Below are 21,486 nucleotides of genomic sequence, written 5' to 3'. Positions count from 1 at the left end.
CAGCGGCGAAGTGTGCCATAAGGCCTCATCACTTTGCCTGCAACGTCTGTTCGATCACCTCGACAAACGCCTTCACCAGCGGACTGCGCTCGCGCTTGCGTGTCAGCACCAGCAAAGGCGCCGTTGCGCCAGGCTCGGCCAGTGGGCGATAGGTCACGCCGCGTTTGACCAGGGTCTGCGTGCATTGCGGCACCACCGCCACGCCACGGCCGGCAGCGACCAGCGCAATGATCGAGGTGATCTGTTTACCGGTCGGCGCCGGCAGCGGTGTCAGGCCGTTGCGGTGGTACAGCGCCGCGATGATGTCGTTCAGGCCCGAGCCGTAATCGCTGGGGAAGGCGATCAACGGGTACGCGCTCAACTCGGCCAGGGTCACCTGATCCTGTTGGGCCAGCGGGCTGTCGCTGGCAATGGCGGCCACCAGCGGTTCGTTGTCCAGACAAATCGCCTGCACCTCGGAATCATCGCCGGGCGGTTGCATGCGGCTCATGCCGATGTCGAGGCGGCCCTCGATGATCTGCGCCCATTGCGTGCTGGACGCGCCTTCTTCAACGGTCAGTTGCACGTCCGGGTACGACGAGCAAAACGTTTGGATGGTCTGGCTGAAGATATCCGACAGCGCAATCGAGCTCGCATAGCCCACCGCCAGATGGCCGGCTGAACCGGCCGCCAGTTTGCTGGTGATGGTCGCGGTCAGGTCGACCTGCTCCAGCACCGCCCGGGCATAGGGCAGAAAATGCCGGCCCTCGGACGTCAGCGTGACGTTGCGCGTGCTGCGATCGAACAAGCGAAAACCCAATTCGGTTTCCAGTGCCGAGATCTGCCGTGTCAGCGGCGGCTGGGCGATGTGCAAGCGCGCGGCGGCACGGCCAAAGTGCAGTTCGTCGCTGACGACCAGGAAGTAACGCAAACGGCGCAGATCGATCATGTTCATCCTTGGGTATCAATCGGTCGGAAATAGGTATTGGATCGTTACGACAGCCCATCTTATAAAAGTGTTTGAAATCATTACGAACTTTTCTCATGAATCTTCGCGTGTTGTGTCCTCGGGTCGCCTTGTTTCTGTCGGGATGCGCGGCTTTCATCAACCTTTATGCCACACAAGGCCTGCTTAACGAGTTGGCCGCTGATTTTGACGTGTCAGCGCGGCAAGCCAGCTGGAGCATTACCGTCACCACCCTGGCCGTCGCCCTGACAGCGTTGTTTGTCGGTCGATTGAGTGCGCGGGCCGAGCAGCACCGGGTGATCGCCCTGGCCGCTATCCTCCTGGCGCTGCCGGCGTTATTGGCCGCATGGGCAAGTAGTTTCAGTGAGTTTCTTCTCTGGCGATCCGTGCAGGGCATGCTCATTCCAGTGGTGTTCGCCACCAGCATTGCCTACATCGGCGTGCGCTGGAAGGACGGCGCGGTCACGGAAGTGACCAGCGTGTACGTCGCCGGCACCGTGCTGGGCGGCTTTTGCGGACGCTTTCTCACCGGCTGGACCACCGAGCTTGCCGATTGGCGTATGGCGCTGGCATTGCTCGCCGGGCTGAGCCTGGTCCTCGGCCTGGCGATTGCCTGGTTGTTGCCGCGCAACCCACCCGCGCCTGTGCCAACCCCCGCTGACCGTAAGGCCATAACAGGTGAGCGATTCAGCAAGCCGTTGCTGGCCGCTTATGCCGTGGGCTTTTGCGTGCTGTTTGCGCAAATCGCGATGTTTACCTACGTCGGCTTGCACCTCAGCCATGCGCCGTTTTCGTTGAGCACGGGTGAGCTTGGGGCGATTTATTCAGTCTTTCTGCTGGCGCTGGTGGTGGTGCCGGTTGCCGGACGCCTCGGCAAGGCGCGGCCGCGCAGCGATTTGATCAAAGTGGCGGCGTGCCTTGGGGTGACCGGCTCGCTGCTGACGCTGACGTCGTCCTTGTGGCTGATCGTCCTGGGGCTGGCGCTCAGCTCGACCGGGGTGTTCCTCGCACAAGCCGCCGCCAATGCCTTTATCACCGCCCACGCCCGGCAAGACAAAGCCGGCGCCGTCGGCTTGTACCTCACCAGTTATTACCTGGGCGGCAGCTTCGGCGCTTTCGTGCCGGGCACGCTGTGGGAACTGGGTGGCTGGCCCGCCTGTATTGCGCTGATCGTGATGTTCCAGGTGTTGCCACTGCTGGTGATCCGCAGCGGCTGGAAAGTCTCTGCATTGCCGGTGATCGCCGGCCCACACGCGCTGAACGCGCTCGATTCAACATCCAACAAGGAAAAAGTGAGATGACCGTGAGTAACCTGCAGACGCTGCAAAGCCAGTTGTTGAACGTGATCGAGCCGGTGCTCGAGGACATGCCTGACGGTGTTTTGAAGCAGGCGCTGGTGGCGACATTCCGCAGCGAAGAGGCGGCCCTGCTGGACATCGAAGCGTCGTTCCAGTTGCTCACTGCACGCCGCCATGACGTCGTGCCGTTGCGCACCTTCTTCGGCAGTTGGTCGAAAACCAACAACTCGGCCGCCAGCGTTTCGGGGCTGGCCAACCGGATCACCTTGCTGGCGCGATCGGAGCAGGGCGGGGAGTCGGCGCAACGTCTGCATCAGGTGTGCAGCAGCCTGCAAAGGATTACCGACGAAGACCTTGGTGCGTTGGGCAATATTCTGCACTCAGAGCTGTTCTACAACATGGCCACACCGATCTGCGGCGACGATCAATGGTTGCTCAAGGAAAACTGCCTGCCGTCGGCACAGGCCTTCAAAGACTGGGCGGACAGCCGACGACTGCGCGATCGCGATCTGCTGGAAGGCCTGCTGACCACGCTGGTGCATGAGGTCTACACCCACGGCGAAGTGGAATTCATCCATCCGCTGTTCAAGCAATGGTTCGAACGCGACATGGGCGTGCCGGCCGCGAAGGTGCGTTCGACGGTCGCCTGGGTGACCGTGCACACCGGCGGCACCGAGAGCAATCACTTCGCCCACGCGGTGGCAGCGGTCGAGGAATTTGTCGATGTCATGGGCATCGCCGTGGTTCAGGCGGCGGCGCAGGAAATCTTCAGCGAGTACCTGCAACGCAAGGCCGCAGTGATGCGAAATTGTGCGGAACATCTGGCTTAAGTAACCGAAAATCGTTGAAACGTCGTGCAAAGTATCAATAACGACGGAATCGGTATTGGCCTGCGCAGCAAGTTTTTATCAAGATGTTGTGGCTTTGGATCGGCCTCGCACGGCCGGCCCGAAGCTCGACAAATCCCGCAAGATTGCAAGGAAGGCCGTATGCAGCTCATTGTTTTTTGCCCGCCGAAAATTGTTCTCCAGCACAGCGCCGAAAGCTGGTCTGCCGCGCTGGGTCGTGAGGGCGTCCTGTTGAGCTGTGCATCGCGAATGGCGGAAATCGCCGCGCATTTGGGCGAGAGCGTGCACTTCCAGCTCTTCGACAATTTCAATGACAGTGCGCTGGTCGAGATCGATGTCTACGAAATCGCGCGCGAACTGCATGCGCCGCTGTGCGTCGCATTGGCCGAGATCGACGTGTTGCGGGTAGCGCGCATCAATGATCGCCTCGGCATCACCCAGGGCGCCGAAGAACGCGCGATGTTTTACCGGGACAAGTTCCTGATGAAACAGCGGACCCGACAGTGTGGCTTTGCGATTGCCGAAATGGCCCAAATCCACAATGCCACTGAAGCGGTGCGCTTCAGCGAACGCCACGGTTTTCCGGTGGTGGTCAAACCGCGCGATGGCCGTGGTTCCAACGGTGTCGAAGTGCTCAAGGACCTCGGACAACTGACACAGTGGCTGGCCGCGCGTCCGTCCACCACCTTCCACAACCTGATGATCGAAAGCTTCGTGCGCGGCAGCCATTACATCGTTAATGGTTTGTACATCGAGGGTCAGCCGATCCTCGTGTCACCGGTGCGCGTGATGACCTCGGCGCTGGATTTTTTGGGCGGCAAGTCCCACGACCTGCACATGCTCGATGCGAGCAATCCGATGCGCGAACGGCTGGTTCACTACGCCCGTTCGCTGGTCGAAGACGTGCTGCCTTCGGATCCGACGATGCTGTTTCACCTGGAGTTGTTCGTTACCGAGAACGGTGAAATCGTCCTCTGCGAAATCGCTTCGCGGTTGGGCGGGGTGTTCTTCAATCAGGAACTGACCCATGCCTGGGGCATTGATCCGCGCATGAGCTTCCTGCGTGCGTTGCAGGATCCGACCTATCGCCCCGAGCCGATGGTCGAGCCGTTGCAGATGGTCGGGCATATCAGCATCCCGCCGCGTGTCGGCCTGCTGCGTGACGTGCCGCACACCTGCACGCTGCCAAGCGTCCTCGAATACCGCATTTCGGCGAAGAAAATGACGTCTTATTCGAGCATGGAATTCACCAACTCGGAGATCCTCAACGCCATTGTGGCGGGGCGCAACGAGGCTGAGCTGCGCGACAACCTGCGGCAGGTCGAACGCTGGTTCCACGAGAGTTGCGACTGGTCCACCAGCGCCGTTGCCGCCCTGGTCTAGACCGCGGCGCCGATTCCTCCGACATCAATTGAGCTGACCTTTCCGTGCTGGACGGTACGGTCACGCCCTCAGAAAAGTGGATATCCCATGAACAAAGTGATCGAAAGCCTTATCCCGATTCCTGTGGCGGCGCTCGGCGCATGGCTCGGCTACCTCACCGGATTTCCCCTCGGCGACTTGATCGGTGCGATTTGCGCGGTCACCGCGCTGAGCAAGTTCGGCGTGCCGATGCGCATGCCGTATCCGTTCGTGGCCACGGTGCAACTGCTGCTGGGTATCAGCGTCGGCTCCATCGTCACCGGCTCGATGATCAAGGAGTTGAGTGACTTCAGCATTCTGGTCGGCCTGGTCATCTGCATGACCACGCAGATTTTCGTCGGCTACAACTGGCTGCGACGCATGGAGAAATGGGGCCACATCGAAAGCCTGCTGGGCTCGATTCCCGGAGCGATGGCGGCGGTGATGACCGTGTCGGGCGAGCAGGGGCCGGCGTCCGGGCGCATCGCGTTCGTGCACATCGTGCGACTGCTCGCGCTGCTCGCCGTGGTGACGATTATCGCCGGCGGCCACGCCGACAGCGTCACGCCGGTGCTGGGCACTCTGGACAACTACCTGGGCGTGATCCCGCCAGCGATTGCCGCCGTGGCGCTGGGTTATCTGCTGGAGCGTTTCGACGTGCCGGCGCCATACATGCTGACCGGGTTGATTTGCACGGCCGGGGTCAACGTCGCGTTTCCGCAGGCCAACCTGCACGTGCCGGATCCTTTCGCCATCGTCGCGCTGATCCTGCTCGGTGGCTTGATCGGCATTCGTCTCAAAGACATCTCCTTCAAGGATGTCGTGCGTTACATCCGCGCTGGCCTGGTGGTCACCGCCCTGACGTTCTGCACGACGCTGCTGGTGGCGTTCGTCTTCAGCAAGCTGACCGGCAAACCGTTCCTCACGCTGTTCATGTCGTGGGTGCCCGGTGGCGTCGAAGTGATGACCGCCGCAGCGCTGCTGCTCAAGCTCGACCCGGCCTTCGTGATGCTCAACCACGTGGTGCGGATGTCGATCATCCACATTTCCCCGGTGTTTTTGCCCAAGCGCCTGTTGCAGGAACAACCTCAGCCCGAGCAATAACGGCTGCCTACCTTCGAATGACAAGGATTTGATCTCGATGACTGCTATTGCAATTCATGACCCTACGCTGCGCGACGGAAATCACGCGGTGTCCCATTCGCTGAGCCTTGAAGACATCGCCACGTATTGCCGCGCCGTCGATGGCTGCGGGCTGAATGTGGTGGAAGTCGGCCACGGTAACGGTTTGGGTGCGTCATCGCTGCAACTGGGGCTGGCACGCTACAAAGACACGGAAATGCTCGAAACCGCGCGGGCCAACCTGACGCAGTCGAAACTGGGCATTCACATGATCCCCGGCTTTGCGCGCTTGAGCGACATCGACACGGCCCTGAGCATCGGCGTTGAGGTGCTGCGCATCGCCTCGCATTGCACCGAGGCCAGCGTGACCGAAAGCTACATCGAACATGCGCGAGCCAAAGGTGCGTTCGTCCACGGTGTGCTGATGATGACCCACATGGCCAGTGCCGAGCGCCTGCTCGAAGAGGCCTTGAAACAGCAAGGCTACGGTGCCAACGCGCTGGTGCTGATGGATTCGGCCGGTCATTTCGACCCGGACAGCACCCGCGAAAAGATTGGCCTGCTGGCGCGCGAACTGTCGATTCCGGTGGGCTTTCATGGCCACAACAACCTCGGCCTGGCGGTGGCCAATTCGCTGGCGGCGGCCCAGGCCGGAGCGACCATCATTGACGGTTGCATGCGCGGCTTCGGTGCCGGAGCCGGCAACACTCAGCTGGAAGTGCTGTGCGCCGTCCTCGAACGTTATCAGTTCGACACCGGCGTGGACGTCTTCGGGCTGTGCCGAGCCGTCGACAGCCTGGAAGAATTCACCCCGGTCAGGACGCCGACAGTGGTCAAGACCGCCAACCTGATCAGCGGCCTCTACGGTGTGTGCAGCGGCTTTGAAAAGCACGTCGCCCGGGCCGCCGCCGAGTTTCGCGTCGAACCGCGGAAAATCTATGAAGAGTTGGCCCGCTGCAACGCCGTGGCCGGTCAGGAAGACCTGATTATTTCGGTCGCCAGCCGCCTCTCTCAACCTGCCGTCGCCTGACTCTGGAGCCCCACATGACGTTGAAAACCGCGATTATCGGCAGCGGCAATATTGGCTGCGACATCCTCTGTAAAGTACTTGCCCACCCGGATCTCGATTGCACACTGGTGGCCGGGCGCTCGCCGCAATCGGCCGGCCTCGCGTTCGCCCGTGAGCGCGGCGTCGCCACGACCGCCGACGGTATCGAAGGGCTGTTTGCGCGCATCAACGATTTCGACGTGGTGTTCGATGCCACGTCGGCGACGGACCATGAAATCCATGCACCGCGCCTGATCGACGCCGGCAAGGCGATCATCAACCTGACCCCGGCCTCACTGGGCAGCCTGTGCGTGCCATCGCTCAACGGTCTGGCGCTGACCGAGGCGACCAACGTCAACATGATTACTTGCGGCGGCCAAGCGTCGATCCCGCTCGCCGCCGCCATCGCTCGGGCCAATCCGGGTTTGCACTACATCGAAGTGGTGTCGTCGATCAGTGCTGAAAGCGCAGGTCCTGCGACGCGCCGCAACCTCAGCAACTACATCACCACCACCGAGAATGCGCTGAAGCATTTCACTGGTTGTGGCGACGTCAAGGCGATCCTCAACATCAATCCGGCCAAGCCGAACGTGTACATGCAGACCGCAGTGTCAGCGCTGATCGAAGACATCGATCTGACCGCGACACGCCGCGAAGTCGAGCGCGCCGTGAGCCAAGTGCAGTCTGCGGTGCCGGGTTATGAAGTGATCGTCGACCTGCATTACAGCGAAGGTCGGCTGTTCACCATGGTTCGGGTGGAAGGGGCGGGAGATTTCCTCGATCCGAGCGCCGGCAACCTCGACATCATCACCGCCACGGCCACGCACATGGCCGCCCTCATGGCGCGCAGTCGCGTCGCCGAACGCGCTGCCTGACCTCGGCTCACGGAGAGACTTGTATGCCTGCTCTTTCGCCAGATCTTGAATTTGCGCGGTTCTGTCCCATCCTCGGTGTTGTGCAGAAAGTCAGGGAAGCCGAGCACCCTGTGATCGATCTCGGTGTTGGCGTGCCGGGCTTTCTGCCGGCGCCGCACATCATCGAAGCGGCGGTCAATGCCGCCTGCGAGCACTCTGGCGGCTACGGCTCAAGCCAAGGTGATGAAGCGCTGCTTTCGGCGTATCTGGGTTACTTGCACGGGCAGGGTTTTACCCATTATGCCAAGCAGAATCTGGTGGCCGGTCTTGGCGCCAAGCACCTGTTGTTCAGCGTCTTGCGGGCGATCATTTGCCCGGGTGACGAGATCCTCGTTTCAACACCGTGCTGGCCGACCTATTTCGACATCGCTGACCTGGTCGGGGCGGGCGTGGTCAATGTCGTCTGCACCGCCGATACCGGCTACAAGATGACTGCGCAGGCGCTGGAACAGGCGCTGACGAACAGCGTGCGCGTGGTCATGCTCAACTCGCCGGGCAACCCTACCGGTGCGGTGTATTCGGCGCAGGAGCTGGCGGAACTGGCCGAGGTCTTGCGCAAGAAAGACGTGTGGATCATCTCCGATGACGTCTATCAGCGCTTTGTCTACGAAATGGACAGTTGTCCGAACCTGCTGTCTGTCGCGCCGGACCTCGGCGCGCGCATCATCAAGATCGACAGCGTTTCCAAGCTCTATGGCATGCCGGGCTGGCGGGTCGGCCTGCTGGCGGCGGACGAGCGCATTGCCACGGCGGTGACCACGCTCAACTCCAATTCGATCTCGAACATCCCGCCGATTCCCGCTGCCGCCGCCGCTGCGGCGTTCAACGGCGATCAGGAATTTTCATTCGCGGCCCGAGACCGTTTAGCCGCGCAACGCCTGGCATTGATCAACGCGCTGGATGACGCGCCCCATCTGCGTTTTTGCTCGCCTGGGGGGGCGTTCTATCTGTTCATGGACATCCGCCAGGCGCTCGGCAAATCGTTGCGCGGTCAATTGATCGCCGACGACGAGGCGTTCTGCTCGATGCTGCTTGAGGCGTACGGCGTGGCGCTGATTCCGGGGAGTTTTTTCGGCGCGCCGGGCCATGCGCGATTGTCCTATTCGGGCGACCCCGATCAGGTCCAGGCCGGCGCCGTGCGCTTGAAAGCGTTCCTCAGCGCCCTGGAGTGACAACGTACGGGCAGGGCGCTGAAGCCAACGTAGGAAGCGGTTCACTATAAGGAAATACCTTGATGAAAAGTGCCTTTGCAATCGTCGGCTGCGGCGCGACGGCTGTCGCATTCCTGCAACGTCATCTCGATCGCGTCGCTGCCGGCAGCGCACCGGCCGGGGTGATTTACCTGTTCGAAAAACGCCAGGACTTTGGCCCTGGCGCCGCTTATGAAGCCGATCTGCAGAGCAATATTCTCAATACCAAAACCGCTTTCATCACGCCTTTCCCCGACCATCCGGGGCATTTTCAACGCTGGCTGGAAGAACACCCGAGCGCCTGGCGCAGCGCTTTCCCCGCGTTTCAACCGGCGGCGGAAAGCTTTGCGCCGCGAGCGTTGTTTGGGGTTTACCTGCAACATCAGATCAGGAAAATCGTCCTGCGTGGCGCGTCACTCGGCTGCCAGATCGTGCTGATGCACGCGGAAGTCTGCGCCATCGATCCGATCGACGGCACCGAGACCGTGCGCACGCGTTGCGGGGTGAGTATCGCCACGCAAAAGGTCTTGCTGTTCTGTGGGCCGTTGGGCAAGAAGATCGACCCGGCCCGGCACGATGCACGCGTTCTGTCGACGCCTTATCCAGTGTCGCGCCTGCTTAGCGTCATCGACCCGGACGAGCGCGTAGCGGTGATTGGTGCGCGTTTGAGCGCCATCGACACGGTGATTGCCTTGATCGAGGGCGGGCACCGTGGGCCGATTCGCATGCACTCGCGCAGCGGCTATTTTCCGGTGGTGCGCGGGACCCAGGAGCGCGTCGAACTCAAGCACCTGACACGCGAGGGCGTGCGTGCGCTCGTTGCGCAAAACGGGCCGCTGCAGATCAGTGATCTGGTCGCGTTGTTTCGCAAGGAACTGGCCGCACATGACCCGGCGTCGACCACGGCGGTGATCCCGATGCCGGCGCCGCCGCCGGACGTTATCCGCTTTATCGAGGACGAACTCAACGTCTCCCGGGCGCCGCGCATCTGGCAGGCCATTCTCTACGCCACCAACGGCTTTATCGAGCACGTGTGGCAGGCGCTGGACGCCAGCGCGCAGGCGCGGTTCATGAGTGAGTATTTCAGCTTCTTCATGGCGTATCGCGTATCGATCCCAAGCGAAAATGCGCGCAAGATCCTCAGTTATCTGCGCAACGGCCAGCTCGAATTCGTCGCCGGCGCGTTTGCTTCACCGCAGGCAGATTCGCAGGGCCTGACCTTGCAGGGCGCAGGTTGGGCTCACGTTTACGATCGACTGATCCACGCCACAGGTTTCCCACGCGATGCGCAACTGCTCGACTCGGCATTGCTTGCTGCGCTGATCAAGAACGGCACGGCCACGCCGCATGCGATGGGCGGCATATGCGTCGACCCAGACAGCTATCGCCTTCAAGGCCGGGCTGCAGGCACACGGCAGATCCATGCGGTGGGCGAACTCACGGTCGGGCAGTTCTTCTTCACCTCGGCGCTGGAAATCAACGGCCGCCACGCCTTTCGCTGTGCCGACGCGATGCAGTGGCAAGGGCAGTCCCAGCGACTGGAGCGCATGGAAGAGCACGTTTGAAAATACCCATGACGGCAAGGCACCGCGGCGCCATCCGTCGATTGCGCTGAACGCCGCGAACGTACCTCTCTCTACCGAATAAGCCTTCGCGAGAGAGACCCTATGTTTGATCAGCAAAAAAAACAATCACTGGCGGCATGGCGCAAACTGGCAACCCAACCGCAGATGCGCCTGGATCCGGAAGAGCAATATGACGAGTTGCTCAAAGCCGCTGACGAAATGGAAGAGCAGGGGCTAATCACCAGCGCTGAGTGGCGCCAGTTGGTGCGCGATGCGGGCAGTATCTTCACCGGTACGCAATAGCGCTGGTCGCTGCTCAGGTTACGCGACCTTTGCGGCTGGTGGCAGAGCCTGCCGAACGCGGGTCTCTGGAACTATTCAGCAGATCGGTAAAGGCGGCCTTGTCGATCGGCCGGCTCATGAAATATCCCTGCACTTCGTTGCACTGATCCTTGCCGAGAATTGCCAGTTGTTCCTCGGTCTCTACACCTTCGGCGGTGACAGTCAGGCCCATGGCTTTGCCCAGCCCAATGATCGCTTGCACCACCGCGCGGTCATTGGTACCGCTGCTGATCGAGGCGATAAAGCGCTTGTCGATCTTGATCCCGTCGAATGGATAGGCACGCAAGTAGCCGAGGGATGAATAACCGGTGCCGAAGTCATCCATGTTCAGGCGCACGCCCAGTTCTTTCAGGGCATTCATGGTGGTCAGGGCGCCGTCGGTATCGTTGAGCATGACGTTTTCGGTGATCTCCAGTTCCAGTCGACTGGCCGGGAAGCGGGTCTGGATCAACACTTCGCGGACTTCCTCGACCACGTCGCTGGCGGCAAACTGCGCAGGGGACAGATTGACCGACAGCAGTATGTCTTCAGGCCAGGCCAGCGCGGTTTCGCAGGCTTCGCGCAATACCCAGCGGCCCAGCGGGACAATCAGGTCGGTCTGCTCCGCCAGCGCAATAAACAGGTCCGGGCCGAGCAGGCCCTTGCTCGGATGTTGCCAGCGTACCAGCGCTTCGACCGAGACAATCTGCTTGCCATCGACCTTGTAGCGCGGCTGATAGTGCAGGACGAATTCATCGTGCTGGAGCGCATGGCGCAGGTCGTCTTCCATTTGCCGGCGCGTCTGGATCTGGTCGCTCATGTGCGCTTCGAAATAGCACCAAGTGTTTTTGCCCTCGGATTTGGCTTGATACAGCGCGATGTCGGCGTAGCGGATCAGTTCACTGGGCACGTAACCGTGGCGACGGCTGAGGGCGATGCCGATGCTGGCGCCGACGTGCAGCGGATGATGCTCGAAGACGATCGGCTGGTGCAGGCTGCCGATCAGGCGGGTGCAGAACTTGTCGATCTCGTGGCGGCTGTCCATGCCGTTGAGCACCACGACAAATTCGTCACCGCCCAGCCGGGCGACGAGGTCATGTTCGCGGGTGCATTCACGCAGGCGCACGGCGACTTCCTGCAGCACCGCGTCGCCGGCCGGATGACCGAGCGAATCGTTGATCGGTTTGAAATTGTCCAGATCGATCATCAACAGCGACAGTGCCGGCGCGTGTTCATTGAGCAGCAGCGCGTCATCCAGATAGCGTGCGAGCTTGTTGCGGTTGGGCAGGCCGGTCAGTGCGTCGTGCATCGACAGGTGCTGGATTTGTGCGTGGGCGGCGACTTCGTCGGTGATGTCACTGGCCGTGCCGCGATAGCCAATGACCGCGTGCTGCTGATAAATCGGCCGGGCCGACAGCCGACAATGGCGTTGCTGGCCGGCGTGGTCACGGTAGGTGCAGCGTAAATCACTGGCGCTGTCTTCCTCGATGAGATTCCTCAGCCACAGTTCCAGTGGCGTGGTGTCGCAAAACAGCAACTGGCCGATGTCTTGCCCCAGCCACAGGGTTTGCGGGTAACCGGTCACTTCGCTGAAGCGCGCCGAGAGGTAGGTCAGCGCGAGGGCGCGATCGACCTCCCAGATCCAGTCCGACGCGGCTTCGGCCACCGCGCGAAAGCGTTCTTCGCTCGCCTCGAGGTCACGGTTGGCGTGTTCCAGCGCTTGATTGGCGGTTTGCATGACGGCAAAACTCTGGTCGACGTACTCCGATGAACGCAAAGCGTGGCGGAAGAAGTACGCGGTCAGCAGCATCAGTACCACTATCGTTGCGCCCAGTGGCGGCAGCAATGACCACAATAAATGTTGCCCGGGCCGCTCCAGATCAGCGATCAGGCTGTAACCGGTGTTGTCCAGCGGCACACGAGGTCGTTGCGGGTCGAGCGTCTCGTCCAGTGCCAGGCTCAGGTTGTTCAAGCCGTAACCGCTGCCGATCAGGCGCAGCTTGGTCGGCGTGAGTTTGTCGACAAATACCAGCACCGAGGTTTTTTGCGGATCGCCGAGGGGGCGCTCATCGTTGGGAATGATCGCCGCCGCCGACACCAGCGCCGGCCAACCCTCGAACAGTGAATAACGGCTGACCGGTTTGGTCAGGTCAGCTTGCCCCTGCACTTGATCGAGCAACGCGCTGGCGCTCACCTGAACAAACGCGGACAGCTCGGCATCGACCATTTGCCCGCGCACCACACCATAGCGGGTGCCTTCGCGGTTCAGCACGAAGACGCCGTCATAACCGTCGGTGGTGAACAGGGTCTTGCCGACATTCTGCTCGGTGTAGGCCCAGTCAGTATCGACCTGACCGCTCAAATGCTCGTAGGCGGTAGTCCAGTAGGCGTAGCTGGTGATGTAGTTTTTCGAGGCGGTGATGCGGTTTTCCAGCGCGCGAGCGGAGTAAAAGCGGGTTTTGCTGATTTCGTCGTTGTCGAGGCGTTCGGCAATACCGAGCAAGGCCACCGTTGCGGCAATCACACCGCTGACAAATAGCGCACCGACCGCGAAGGCGAGGCGGCGGGTGACGGCGTTCTGGCGCGGTGGAAGCGGGGCTGCATAGCTGGAAAGATCCATGTGCTCGTCCTTGATCCGCTGTCTTCTGAATCTAGAACCACGGCGCGGGCGCAATGTTCAGATTCTTCTGGGCAACTGCACTGAAAGCGTAGTGAAACCCGCGTGATTTGCCTCCCCGGGTGCAGCGCGCCGATCAGCGGCCAATCCCGAAAGGGCAAGACTTCCCGCGCAAAAACCGGATAATGGCGCCCATTCGTTTAGCCGTATTCTGGTAATCCCGCATGGAAATCAAGGTCAATTTTCTCGACAACCTTCGACTTGAAGCCAAGTTCGACGACTTCACGGTGATCGCCGATCAGCCCATTCGCTACAAGGGCGATGGCTCGGCACCGGGGCCGTTCGACTACTTTCTGGCGTCGTCGGCGTTGTGTGCGGCGTACTTTGTGAAGTTGTACTGCGACACGCGCAACATCCCCACGGAAAACATTCGCCTTTCGCAGAACAACATCGTCGACCCGGAAAACCGCTACAACCAGATCTTCAAGATCCAGGTCGAGTTGCCAGCGGACATCTCCGACAAGGATCGCCAGGGCATTCTGCGTTCGATCGATCGCTGCACGGTGAAGAAGGTCGTGCAGACCGGCCCTGAGTTCATCATCGAAGAAGTCGAAAACCTCGATGCCGATGCTCAGGCTTTGTTGATGCCGGTTGCCGGTTCGGACGCTGGCACTTTCATTGCGGGCAAGGACCTGCCGCTGGAGCAGACCATCGCCAACATGTCGGGCATTTTGGCCGACCTGGGGATGAAGATCGAAATCGCTTCGTGGCGCAACATCGTGCCCAACGTCTGGTCGCTGCACATCCGTGATGCGCATTCGCCCATGTGCTTCACCAACGGCAAGGGCGCGACCAAAGAAGGCGCGCTGGCCTCGGCGCTGGGTGAGTTCATCGAGCGCCTGAACTGCAACTTCTTCTACAACGACCAGTTCTGGGGTGAAGAGATTGCCAATGCCGAGTTCGTGCATTACCCGGACGAGAAGTGGTTCAAACCGGGGCCAAAAGACGAACTGCCGAGCGAAATTCTCGACGAGTACACCCTGAAGATTTACAACCGCGACGGCGAGTTGCGCGGTTCGAACCTGTTCGACACCAACTCCGGCAATACCCAGCGGGGCATCTGCTCGCTGCCGTTTGTGCGCCAGTCGGACAATGAAGTGGTGTATTTCCCGTCCAACCTGATCGAAAACCTCTACCTCAGCAACGGCATGAGCGCCGGTAACACGCTCGCCGAAGCGCAGGTACAGTGCCTGTCGGAAATCTTCGAGCGTGCGGTGAAACGCGAAATCCTCGAAGGTGAAATGGCGCTGCCAGACGTGCCGCAAGCAGTGCTGGAGAAATACCCGAGCATCCTCGCCGGCATCAAGGGCCTGGAAGAACAGGGCTTCCCGGTGCTGGTCAAGGACGCATCGCTGGGCGGTGAATTTCCGGTGATGTGCGTGACCCTGATGAACCCGCGCACTGGTGGCGTATTCGCTTCGTTCGGCGCACACCCGAGCCTGGAAGTGGCACTGGAGCGCAGCCTGACCGAGTTGTTGCAGGGCCGCAGTTTCGAAGGTTTGAACGACTTGCCGCAGCCGACCTTCTCCGGTCAGGCAGTGACCGAGCCGAACAACTTTGTCGAGCACTTCATCGATTCCAGCGGTGTCGTGTCGTGGCGTTTCTTCAGCGCTGCAGCGGATTTCGAATTCGTCGAGTGGGACTTCTCCGGCCAAGGCGAAAACTCCAATGCCGAGGAGGCCGCCACCCTGTTCGGCATCCTCGAAGACATGGGCAAAGAAGTCTACATGGCGGTCTATGAGCACATCGGTGCCAAGGCCTGCCGGATTCTGGTGCCGGATTACTCGGAGATCTACCCGGTCGAAGATCTGATCTGGGACAACACCAACAAAGCCCTGCAATTTCGCGCCGACATCCTCAACCTGCATAACCTCAGCAAGGTCGGCCTGCGCAACCTCGCCCAAGGCCTGGAAAAAAGCGAGCAGGACGATTACACCGAGATCACCACGCTGATCGGCATCGAATTCGATGACAACACGCCGTGGGGCAAGCTGACTATTCTGGAACTGCGCCTGATGATCTACCTCGCGCTGCAGAAGTTTGATGAGGCCAAGGATCTGGTTGAAGCGTTTCTGCAATACAACGACAACACCGTCGAGCGCGGCTTGTTCTATCAAGCGGTGAACGTGGTACTGGAGATGGAGCTGGACGACGATCTGCAGCTGGAAGACTACGAAGCCAACTTCCGCCGCATGTTCGGCAACGAGCGCATGGATGCAGCGATTGGTTCGGTCAACGGCAGCGTACGCTTCTACGGCTTGACGCCGACGAGCATGAAGCTGGAAGGTCTTGACCGGCATCTGCGCTTGATCGAGAGCTACCAGAAACTGCACACGGCGCGGGCTAATTTCAAGTAGCGCGCAGCAAAGCCCTCACCCCGGCTCTCTCCTGGAGGAAGAGGGGCCGACGCCAGTGTCTGGCGTCATCCACCGACCGGAACGATCGAGTCGATAATGGATTCGCTAGAGCAGGTTCAGGTCGGTGTTTATCCTGAATATCCCGCAATCAGTCCCCTCTACCTCTGGGAGAGGGTAAGTTGAGGGGGGATGATTAATCGAGAGGCGATATGGCGGGCGAAGGGCTTGAGGACATTCTGGCTGATGATCTTTCGGTGATTTTCTGTGGCATCAATCCGGGGCTCAAGGCCGCTGCGCAAGGGCATCACTTTGCCGGCCGCAGCAATCGTTTCTGGCGCACGTTGCATCTGGCCGGGTTTACTCCGCAGGAGATCCGCGCGGAGGACGACCGCTCGATTCTGCACCATCGCTGTGGTTTGACGGCGGTGGTCGGGCGGCCGACGGCACGGGCGGATCAGTTGGCGCTACATGAATTCAATGCAGTCGCCGCCAGTTTCGAGGCGAAGATCGAACGCTGTGCGCCGCGTTTTGTGGCGTTTCTGGGCAAAGCCGCGTACGCCGCATTGTCGGGACAAAAACAAGTGCCGTGGGGGCGTCAGGCCGAGTTATTCGGTGGTTGCCCGGTGTGGGTTTTGCCTAATCCGAGTGGACGCAATCTAGCGTTCACCCAAGGGGACCTGGTGGAGGCGTATCAGGCGCTCTTTTTAGCGATTGAAGCGTAAGGCGGCCAGATCAAAAACTCCGGCGTTATCGTTGCGCAATACCGCTTGTTTTTTTGCTTGAGCGATTGGATATTCGCTCGCACGAATTCATCAATGAAACCGTGGCTGCACATTTAAAGGAATAAATATGAATTACACCGCTTTGATCCTCGCAATGACCGCCGCTTTCGGCGCGTCCAGTCTCGCCCATGCCGAAGAAATCGATGCTGCCACGCTGAAAAGCGTTTATGACTCGGGTCGTAACACCACCGGGCTGATCAAACATTGCGTCGACAAGGGTTTCCTCAAAGCCGACAGCACTGCGAATGCCGACAAGATGGCTGCCTTCGTTGAGGGTATGCCGGGTCCAGTGAACAAGAAGGACGGCGACAAGAACGAAGCGCAAGGCCGTAAGGGCGAAGTGTTGGTCGAGGGTGAATACCAGAAGCTCGAAACCGGCCTGCCGGCGTCGCTGAGTCTCAAGCAATGGTGCGAACAGGCGGACGAAGGCATGCGTCAGGGCTTGAAGCGCGTCGGTCTGTAAGAAAGGCTCACCTGATTATCCGTATTCAAAGACGCTCGCTGATCGCGAGCGTTTTTGTTTGGCTACCGAGTGCCAGATACCAGCGCGCCGGTTTCAGCGCCCGTGCGCAACCGCTGCCAGTTGCCCGGTGTCCACGCGCACAAAAATTGAATCGCCCACCGCCGTCAGCACATCCCCTGCATATACCTCGCAGATCACCCGAGTCTTGCGCCCGACGTCGCCATCAACTCTGGCCCGCAAGGTCAACGGTACGCCCATCGGTGTCGGTTTGATGAATTTGATGCCCAGGTTACCGGTCACGCAGTCGATGCGCGGCAGGCTGCCGGGGGCACGCTGTTCGGCGCGATAGTGGTAGGCCATCGCCGTCCAGTTGGAGTGGCAATCGACCAGCATCGCGATCAGTCCACCGTAAACCAGGTCGGGCCAGCCGCAGTATTTGGCGTCTGGCACGTGCTCGGCGAGGACGTGCACGCCATCTTCATGCCAGTGGCTTTTAATGTGCAATCCATGGGGGTTGCTGCTGCCGCAGCCATAGCAAACGCCTTCTGGCGCGGCGCTGTCTTGCAGAGAACTGTCGAGGCTGGACATGATTGTGGTCATCCTTGTGTGGGGAGCCCGGTCAGGCGCAGGCGGTTGCGACCGCCGCGTTTGGACTCGTAGAGAGCGACATCGCCTTGTTCGATCAACGCCGTGAGGCTGGCGGGCGGTTGCTCGAACAGACTGGCGCCGATGCTCAACGTGACGGCCTCGGGCGTGGGGAATGTCTGTGAGGTGGTGCTCAGAAACTGTTCGCGCAAACTGTTGCCCAGCTCGACGATGCGCTCGCTTGAGGCGCCGCCCAGGAGAATGACGAACTCGTCGCCGCCCAGGCGTGCGGTCAATGCATTGCGCGGCAGCAGCGAGCGGATCATTTCGCTCAATGCAATCAACAGACGATCGCCCGCGGTGTGGCCGTATTGGTCGTTGACCAGTTTGAAGTTGTCGATGTCGATCAGCAGCAGGGCGCCGGGGCGTTCTGCGCAGACGTCGGCGAGCAGACGCGTAGCGCGTTTTTCCAGGGCGCGGCGATTGTAGAGGGCGGTCAGCGGGTCACGTTCGGCGAGGCGCGCGATCTCTTTTTCCCGGCGGTAACGTTCGGTGCCCGTCATCGACAGCGCGATCAACATGATTGCCATGGCGCCTTCGACCAGCGAAATCTGGATGATCTCGCCGCGAAATGCGGCCAGATCGATCAGCGTGCCGGGGATGACCACCGTCAGGGCCTTGGCGATATAGAAGCTTCCGTGAATCAGCAGAACGTAGCGCAGTTGCACCGCGCCCACACTCAGCGATTTGCCATGCGGGCGCAGCAGCGTGCTCGCCTTGAGCGTCACCAGCGCCACCAGCAGCGAGTTGGCCGCGAGCATGACTTTTGACCACAGTGGCCCGTCGGGCAATAACAACATCACCAGCCAGGTGAGGAAGATAAGGTACCAACCGCGGGACAGACGTATCTGCGTGAAGCGCGCAACGCCCAGCAGGAAGAGGAAGTGTGCGGTCACCAGCAGGCCGTTGGCGAACCAGATGCCGATCAGCAAAAAGCCGCTACTGCGCAGCAATGCGAGGGTGGAGCCCACGGTGATGGTGGCGAAACCGGCGCTCCAGAACAGCAGCGAGGGTTCACGGATGCTCCGCCACTCGATCGCCAGGTACAGCGCGGCAGCGGCTGCGAGGGCGATGGAAAGGGTCAGCATCGTCGGAGGGTCGAGCGGCATTTCTGGGCGGGCCTGTCTGGTGGGCGGTTAGACGGGCGATTGTAAGCGTTCGCCAAGGATTTTCGCAGGGGCCTTGTTGCCGCGCAGACCATTGGCGTTGGGGGAGGGCGCGAGCGGCATCAACCGCCGCGCCGATTGCTCACTGACTGGCGTCCAGCACCACGCGATAACGCGCCTTGCCGCTGCGCAAATGCTCGACGGCCTCGTTGACCTTGCTCATGGGAAACATCTCGACCTGCGGCAGAATCTGATGCCGCGCACAGAACTCGAGCATGGTCGCCATGGTGCCCGGCGAACCAACGGGTGAGGCGGACAGGGATTTTTGCTGCGGAATCAGATCGAACACGTGAACCGGAATCGCACTGGGCACGATGCCGACGAAATGCAGCCGCCCATTGGCCCGCAGAGTGGCGAGCATGGCCTTCCAGTCGAGGTCGGCGTTGGCACTGATCAGCAGAAAATCCAGCGTACCGGCAATGGCTTTCAACGCATTGCTGTCGGTTGAGGCGACGACATTGTGCGCGCCGAGGCGTTTGGCTTCGTCCTGCTTGTTCAGCGATGAGGTAAACGCGGTGACTTCACAGCCCCAGGCATTCAGAAAGCGCAGCGCCAGGTGACCAAGGCCGCCGATGCCGACCACGCCGACGCGGTCGGTGGGTTTCACGCCGAATTGCAGCAATGGGTTGAATACCGTCGAACCTGCGCAGAACAATGGCCCAACCATCGCCGGATCAAGGTTGTCAGGTACCGGAATCGCCCAGGCCCAGTGCGAGCGCAAGCGATCGGCGAAGCCACCGTTACTGCCGATGATGGTCGGCTGCGCGGTGCCGCACAGTTGCTGCGAGCCCGAGATGCAGGATGAGCAGTGCATGCAACTGCCCTTGTACCAACCGATGCCGACACGCTGGCCGATTTTCAAGCCACGTACCTGCGAGCCCATACGAACGATCTTGCCGACCGCTTCGTGGCCCGGCACGAACGGATAGCGGCTGATGCCCCAGTCGTTGTCGATCAGCGATTGATCCGAGTGGCAGACGCCGCAGTATTCCACGGCGACTTCGACGTCTTCTTCGCCCAATGCGCCGGGATCGTAGCTGTAACGCTCTAGTGGTGCGCCGGCAGCGGTGGCCGCCCAGCCGTTGAAAGTAGTGGGTTCGGTGTTGCTCATGGGGCACCTCCGGTTCGACAGTCGGAAACAGCCCGGCAAGTCTAGTCGGTCATTGCTGCGGCGCTAGCCAGGTGTTTACCACCCGCCGATCGAGCTCTTCCCAGTCCGCCATGCCCAGCACTCGCGTGGTGTTCAGGCCGCGCAGGTAACCGAGCAACTGGTGGGCGGTGTTGCGGATCAGCTGGGTGTCGCCGGGGTTGTCGGCTAGCAATACAGTCTCGTACTGGACCAGGTATTCCGCCACTCGCTCGCGAAAGTCGGGCAAAACGGCGTCACGGATCAGGTCGAATGTTCTCAAAGAGAGATCCTCTTTCATCTTTTTCTAGTTGTATTGAAGTGTGTATCAGTCTGCACGTCGCGCAACTATTGCTAGAAGTAATAGTGACCATCACGAAACGCAAGTTTTGCTTTGTCGCCAATGGGCGGAAAATCGCTTCCATCGAACACGCAGCTCAAGGAATTTGCGCGATGAACACTTTGACCCGACTGGCTCTGGTCGCCCTGTTGATGGGCGGAGCGGTTGCCGCTGCACCGACCTACGCAGACGACGCCCGGTCGTGTCATCTCCAGCCCATCGCCGGCAGCAGCGCGACGTTGCGACACTCGCAAAGCGTCGGCGTGCTGTACAGCGAGAACACACTGGAAAACCTGCAATACCTTGAGCGTTACCACGACATGGCCGCCAACGGTGCCAAAGATGCGCTGGACTCAAGGATTCGCGAGGCCTTCGTCGGCAGCTCCGATCCTGAACTGGCCATCGATTGGTTGATCAGTTCGCTGCAGCAACAGTTTTTGTCCGTCACCGTTTACGACAGCCTCGATGCGTTGGTCCAGGCACATCCAGACATCGTGGTGAAACTCGACACGTTCAACCGCTTGCTGACGCAACGCAACAGTCTGGTCGAAGCGCGCTTCACCGCACGTTTCTACGACGCCGACCTGCAATACATCGGCAAAGCTGAAGGGGCGGTGGAAAAACAGCTGCCTTCCGTGTGGGTCCACAACCAGGCGGCAGCGGCAATTGCTGCGCAGATCGACAAGCAACGCGACTTGCAGCTTAACGCTTTGAAGCAATTCGATGTGTCGCTCAAGGCGCTGGTGGCGTCGAGCTGAACACTTAAAACATAAATGGCGACGGCAGCTCCGTGAGGCTGAACCGTTGCCGGTTGAACAGAACCTTTATTTTCAGGATTACCCCTATGCGTCCTTTATTTGTGCCTGCCATGGCTGTCGCTGCCTTGCTGCTCGCCGGTTGTGCCTCGACACCGAACAATCCGACCCTGGTTTTGCAGACCAGCAAAACCCCTGCGCAGTACGCCGATTGTGTGGTGCCGAAGCTGCAGGGCAGCGCGCTGACCCCAACGGTCTCGCAGACCCAACGCAGTTACCGGATCGTGGTACCGAGCAAGATTTCCGCGGACAACATACTCGAAGCCTACAAGGCGGGTACCGGCGGCAAGGTGTTCCTCTACGAGCGCCACCTGCTGGCCTCGAACTACCTGCCATCGAGTTTTGAACGAGCTGCGCAAGACTGCATCTGATTCTGCCCGGTACACGTATGTAACAGAGCTCCTTTGGTTGGCCGCAACCAACCAATTCTTTGCCCCGCGCCTTCATTCGGTCGCGGGGTTT

The 21,486-nt window shown here is 60.5% G+C and carries 20 protein-coding genes; 14 read left to right on the top strand and 6 right to left on the bottom strand.

Annotated elements, in window-relative coordinates; all coding sequences use genetic code 11:
* Positions 1–28 precede the first annotated feature (28 nt).
* Entirely contained in the window at positions 29–928 is a 900-nt protein-coding gene (locus JFT81_RS03835) for a LysR family transcriptional regulator (RefSeq protein ID WP_201204262.1), read from the bottom strand.
* 95 nt (positions 929–1,023) lie between these two features.
* Here JFT81_RS03835 and JFT81_RS03830 point away from each other — a divergent pair, with 95 nt between their 5' ends.
* From JFT81_RS03830 to JFT81_RS03790, 9 genes are all read left to right on the top strand, one after another.
* A complete protein-coding gene (locus JFT81_RS03830) occupies positions 1,024–2,247 on the top strand; it encodes an MFS transporter (RefSeq protein ID WP_201204261.1) in 1,224 nt (407 codons plus the stop codon).
* A gap of 2 nt (positions 2,248–2,249) precedes the next feature.
* Complete coding sequence (locus tag JFT81_RS03825) at positions 2,250–3,074, top strand: hypothetical protein (RefSeq protein ID WP_347340481.1); 825 nt, start codon at positions 2,250–2,252, stop codon at positions 3,072–3,074.
* Positions 3,075–3,233: 159 nt separating this feature from the next.
* Entirely contained in the window at positions 3,234–4,475 is a 1,242-nt protein-coding gene (locus tag JFT81_RS03820; RefSeq protein WP_201204259.1) for an ATP-grasp domain-containing protein, read from the top strand.
* An 87-nt stretch (positions 4,476–4,562) separates the two neighbouring features.
* The gene (locus tag JFT81_RS03815) at positions 4,563–5,597 is read left to right on the top strand and encodes an AbrB family transcriptional regulator (RefSeq protein WP_201204258.1); all 1,035 of its coding nucleotides are present in this window, start codon (positions 4,563–4,565) and stop codon (positions 5,595–5,597) included.
* A gap of 37 nt (positions 5,598–5,634) precedes the next feature.
* Positions 5,635–6,645 (top strand): 4-hydroxy-2-oxovalerate aldolase, encoded by a 1,011-nt coding sequence (dmpG, locus tag JFT81_RS03810; protein WP_201226175.1) that lies wholly within the window; start codon positions 5,635–5,637, stop codon positions 6,643–6,645.
* Positions 6,646–6,659: 14 nt separating this feature from the next.
* Positions 6,660–7,538 (top strand): acetaldehyde dehydrogenase (acetylating), encoded by an 879-nt coding sequence (locus JFT81_RS03805; protein ID WP_201226174.1) that lies wholly within the window; start codon positions 6,660–6,662, stop codon positions 7,536–7,538.
* Positions 7,539–7,561: 23 nt separating this feature from the next.
* Complete coding sequence (locus tag JFT81_RS03800) at positions 7,562–8,749, top strand: aminotransferase class I/II-fold pyridoxal phosphate-dependent enzyme (RefSeq protein WP_201226173.1); 1,188 nt, start codon at positions 7,562–7,564, stop codon at positions 8,747–8,749.
* 62 nt (positions 8,750–8,811) lie between these two features.
* Positions 8,812–10,332 carry an FAD/NAD(P)-binding protein gene (locus JFT81_RS03795; RefSeq protein WP_201226172.1) on the top strand — a complete coding sequence of 507 codons (1,521 nt, stop codon included), beginning with the start codon at positions 8,812–8,814 and terminating at the stop codon, positions 10,330–10,332.
* A 102-nt stretch (positions 10,333–10,434) separates the two neighbouring features.
* Positions 10,435–10,635 (top strand): hypothetical protein, encoded by a 201-nt coding sequence (locus JFT81_RS03790; RefSeq protein WP_201226171.1) that lies wholly within the window; start codon positions 10,435–10,437, stop codon positions 10,633–10,635.
* A 13-nt stretch (positions 10,636–10,648) separates the two neighbouring features.
* Here JFT81_RS03790 and JFT81_RS03785 read toward each other — a convergent pair whose 3' ends face one another.
* Positions 10,649–13,273 (bottom strand): EAL domain-containing protein, encoded by a 2,625-nt coding sequence (locus JFT81_RS03785; protein ID WP_201226170.1) that lies wholly within the window; start codon positions 13,271–13,273, stop codon positions 10,649–10,651.
* A 221-nt stretch (positions 13,274–13,494) separates the two neighbouring features.
* Here JFT81_RS03785 and JFT81_RS03780 point away from each other — a divergent pair, with 221 nt between their 5' ends.
* From JFT81_RS03780 to JFT81_RS03770, 3 genes are all read left to right on the top strand, one after another.
* Positions 13,495–15,687: an OsmC domain/YcaO domain-containing protein gene (locus tag JFT81_RS03780; RefSeq protein WP_201226169.1), complete on the top strand. Its 2,193-nt coding sequence runs from the start codon at positions 13,495–13,497 to the stop codon at positions 15,685–15,687.
* A 209-nt stretch (positions 15,688–15,896) separates the two neighbouring features.
* Positions 15,897–16,409, top strand: a complete 513-nt coding sequence (gene mug / locus JFT81_RS03775) for a G/U mismatch-specific DNA glycosylase (protein ID WP_201226168.1) — start codon at positions 15,897–15,899, stop codon at positions 16,407–16,409.
* Positions 16,410–16,536: 127 nt separating this feature from the next.
* On the top strand, positions 16,537–16,932 hold the full coding sequence (locus JFT81_RS03770) for a hypothetical protein (RefSeq protein WP_201204249.1): 396 nt from the start codon (positions 16,537–16,539) through the stop codon (positions 16,930–16,932).
* 93 nt (positions 16,933–17,025) lie between these two features.
* On the opposite strand, the gene JFT81_RS03765 is transcribed toward JFT81_RS03770, so the two are convergent.
* From JFT81_RS03765 to JFT81_RS03750, 4 genes are all read right to left on the bottom strand, one after another.
* The gene (locus tag JFT81_RS03765) at positions 17,026–17,520 is read right to left on the bottom strand and encodes a PaaI family thioesterase (protein ID WP_201204248.1); all 495 of its coding nucleotides are present in this window, start codon (positions 17,518–17,520) and stop codon (positions 17,026–17,028) included.
* An 8-nt stretch (positions 17,521–17,528) separates the two neighbouring features.
* Positions 17,529–18,686, bottom strand: a complete 1,158-nt coding sequence (locus JFT81_RS03760; RefSeq protein WP_201204247.1) for a GGDEF domain-containing protein — start codon at positions 18,684–18,686, stop codon at positions 17,529–17,531.
* 139 nt (positions 18,687–18,825) lie between these two features.
* Entirely contained in the window at positions 18,826–19,854 is a 1,029-nt protein-coding gene (locus JFT81_RS03755) for an NAD(P)-dependent alcohol dehydrogenase (protein WP_201226167.1), read from the bottom strand.
* Between the two features lie 49 nt (positions 19,855–19,903).
* Positions 19,904–20,152, bottom strand: coding sequence for a hypothetical protein (locus JFT81_RS03750; RefSeq protein WP_201226166.1), 249 nt, complete (start codon positions 20,150–20,152; stop codon positions 19,904–19,906).
* A 170-nt stretch (positions 20,153–20,322) separates the two neighbouring features.
* Here JFT81_RS03750 and JFT81_RS03745 point away from each other — a divergent pair, with 170 nt between their 5' ends.
* Both JFT81_RS03745 and JFT81_RS03740 read left to right on the top strand, forming a co-directional pair.
* Positions 20,323–20,967: an ATPase gene (locus tag JFT81_RS03745; RefSeq protein ID WP_201204245.1), complete on the top strand. Its 645-nt coding sequence runs from the start codon at positions 20,323–20,325 to the stop codon at positions 20,965–20,967.
* 86 nt (positions 20,968–21,053) lie between these two features.
* The gene (locus JFT81_RS03740; protein WP_201204244.1) at positions 21,054–21,395 is read left to right on the top strand and encodes a hypothetical protein; all 342 of its coding nucleotides are present in this window, start codon (positions 21,054–21,056) and stop codon (positions 21,393–21,395) included.
* The last annotated feature ends 91 nt before the right edge of the window (positions 21,396–21,486 follow it).

Origin of the sequence: Pseudomonas sp. TH43 (genome assembly GCF_016650635.1) — a bacterium.
Lineage (GTDB): Bacteria > Pseudomonadota > Gammaproteobacteria > Pseudomonadales > Pseudomonadaceae > Aquipseudomonas.
The sequence above is the reverse complement of the archived record's forward strand: the minus strand, read 5'-3'. Positions and strand labels throughout refer to the sequence as shown.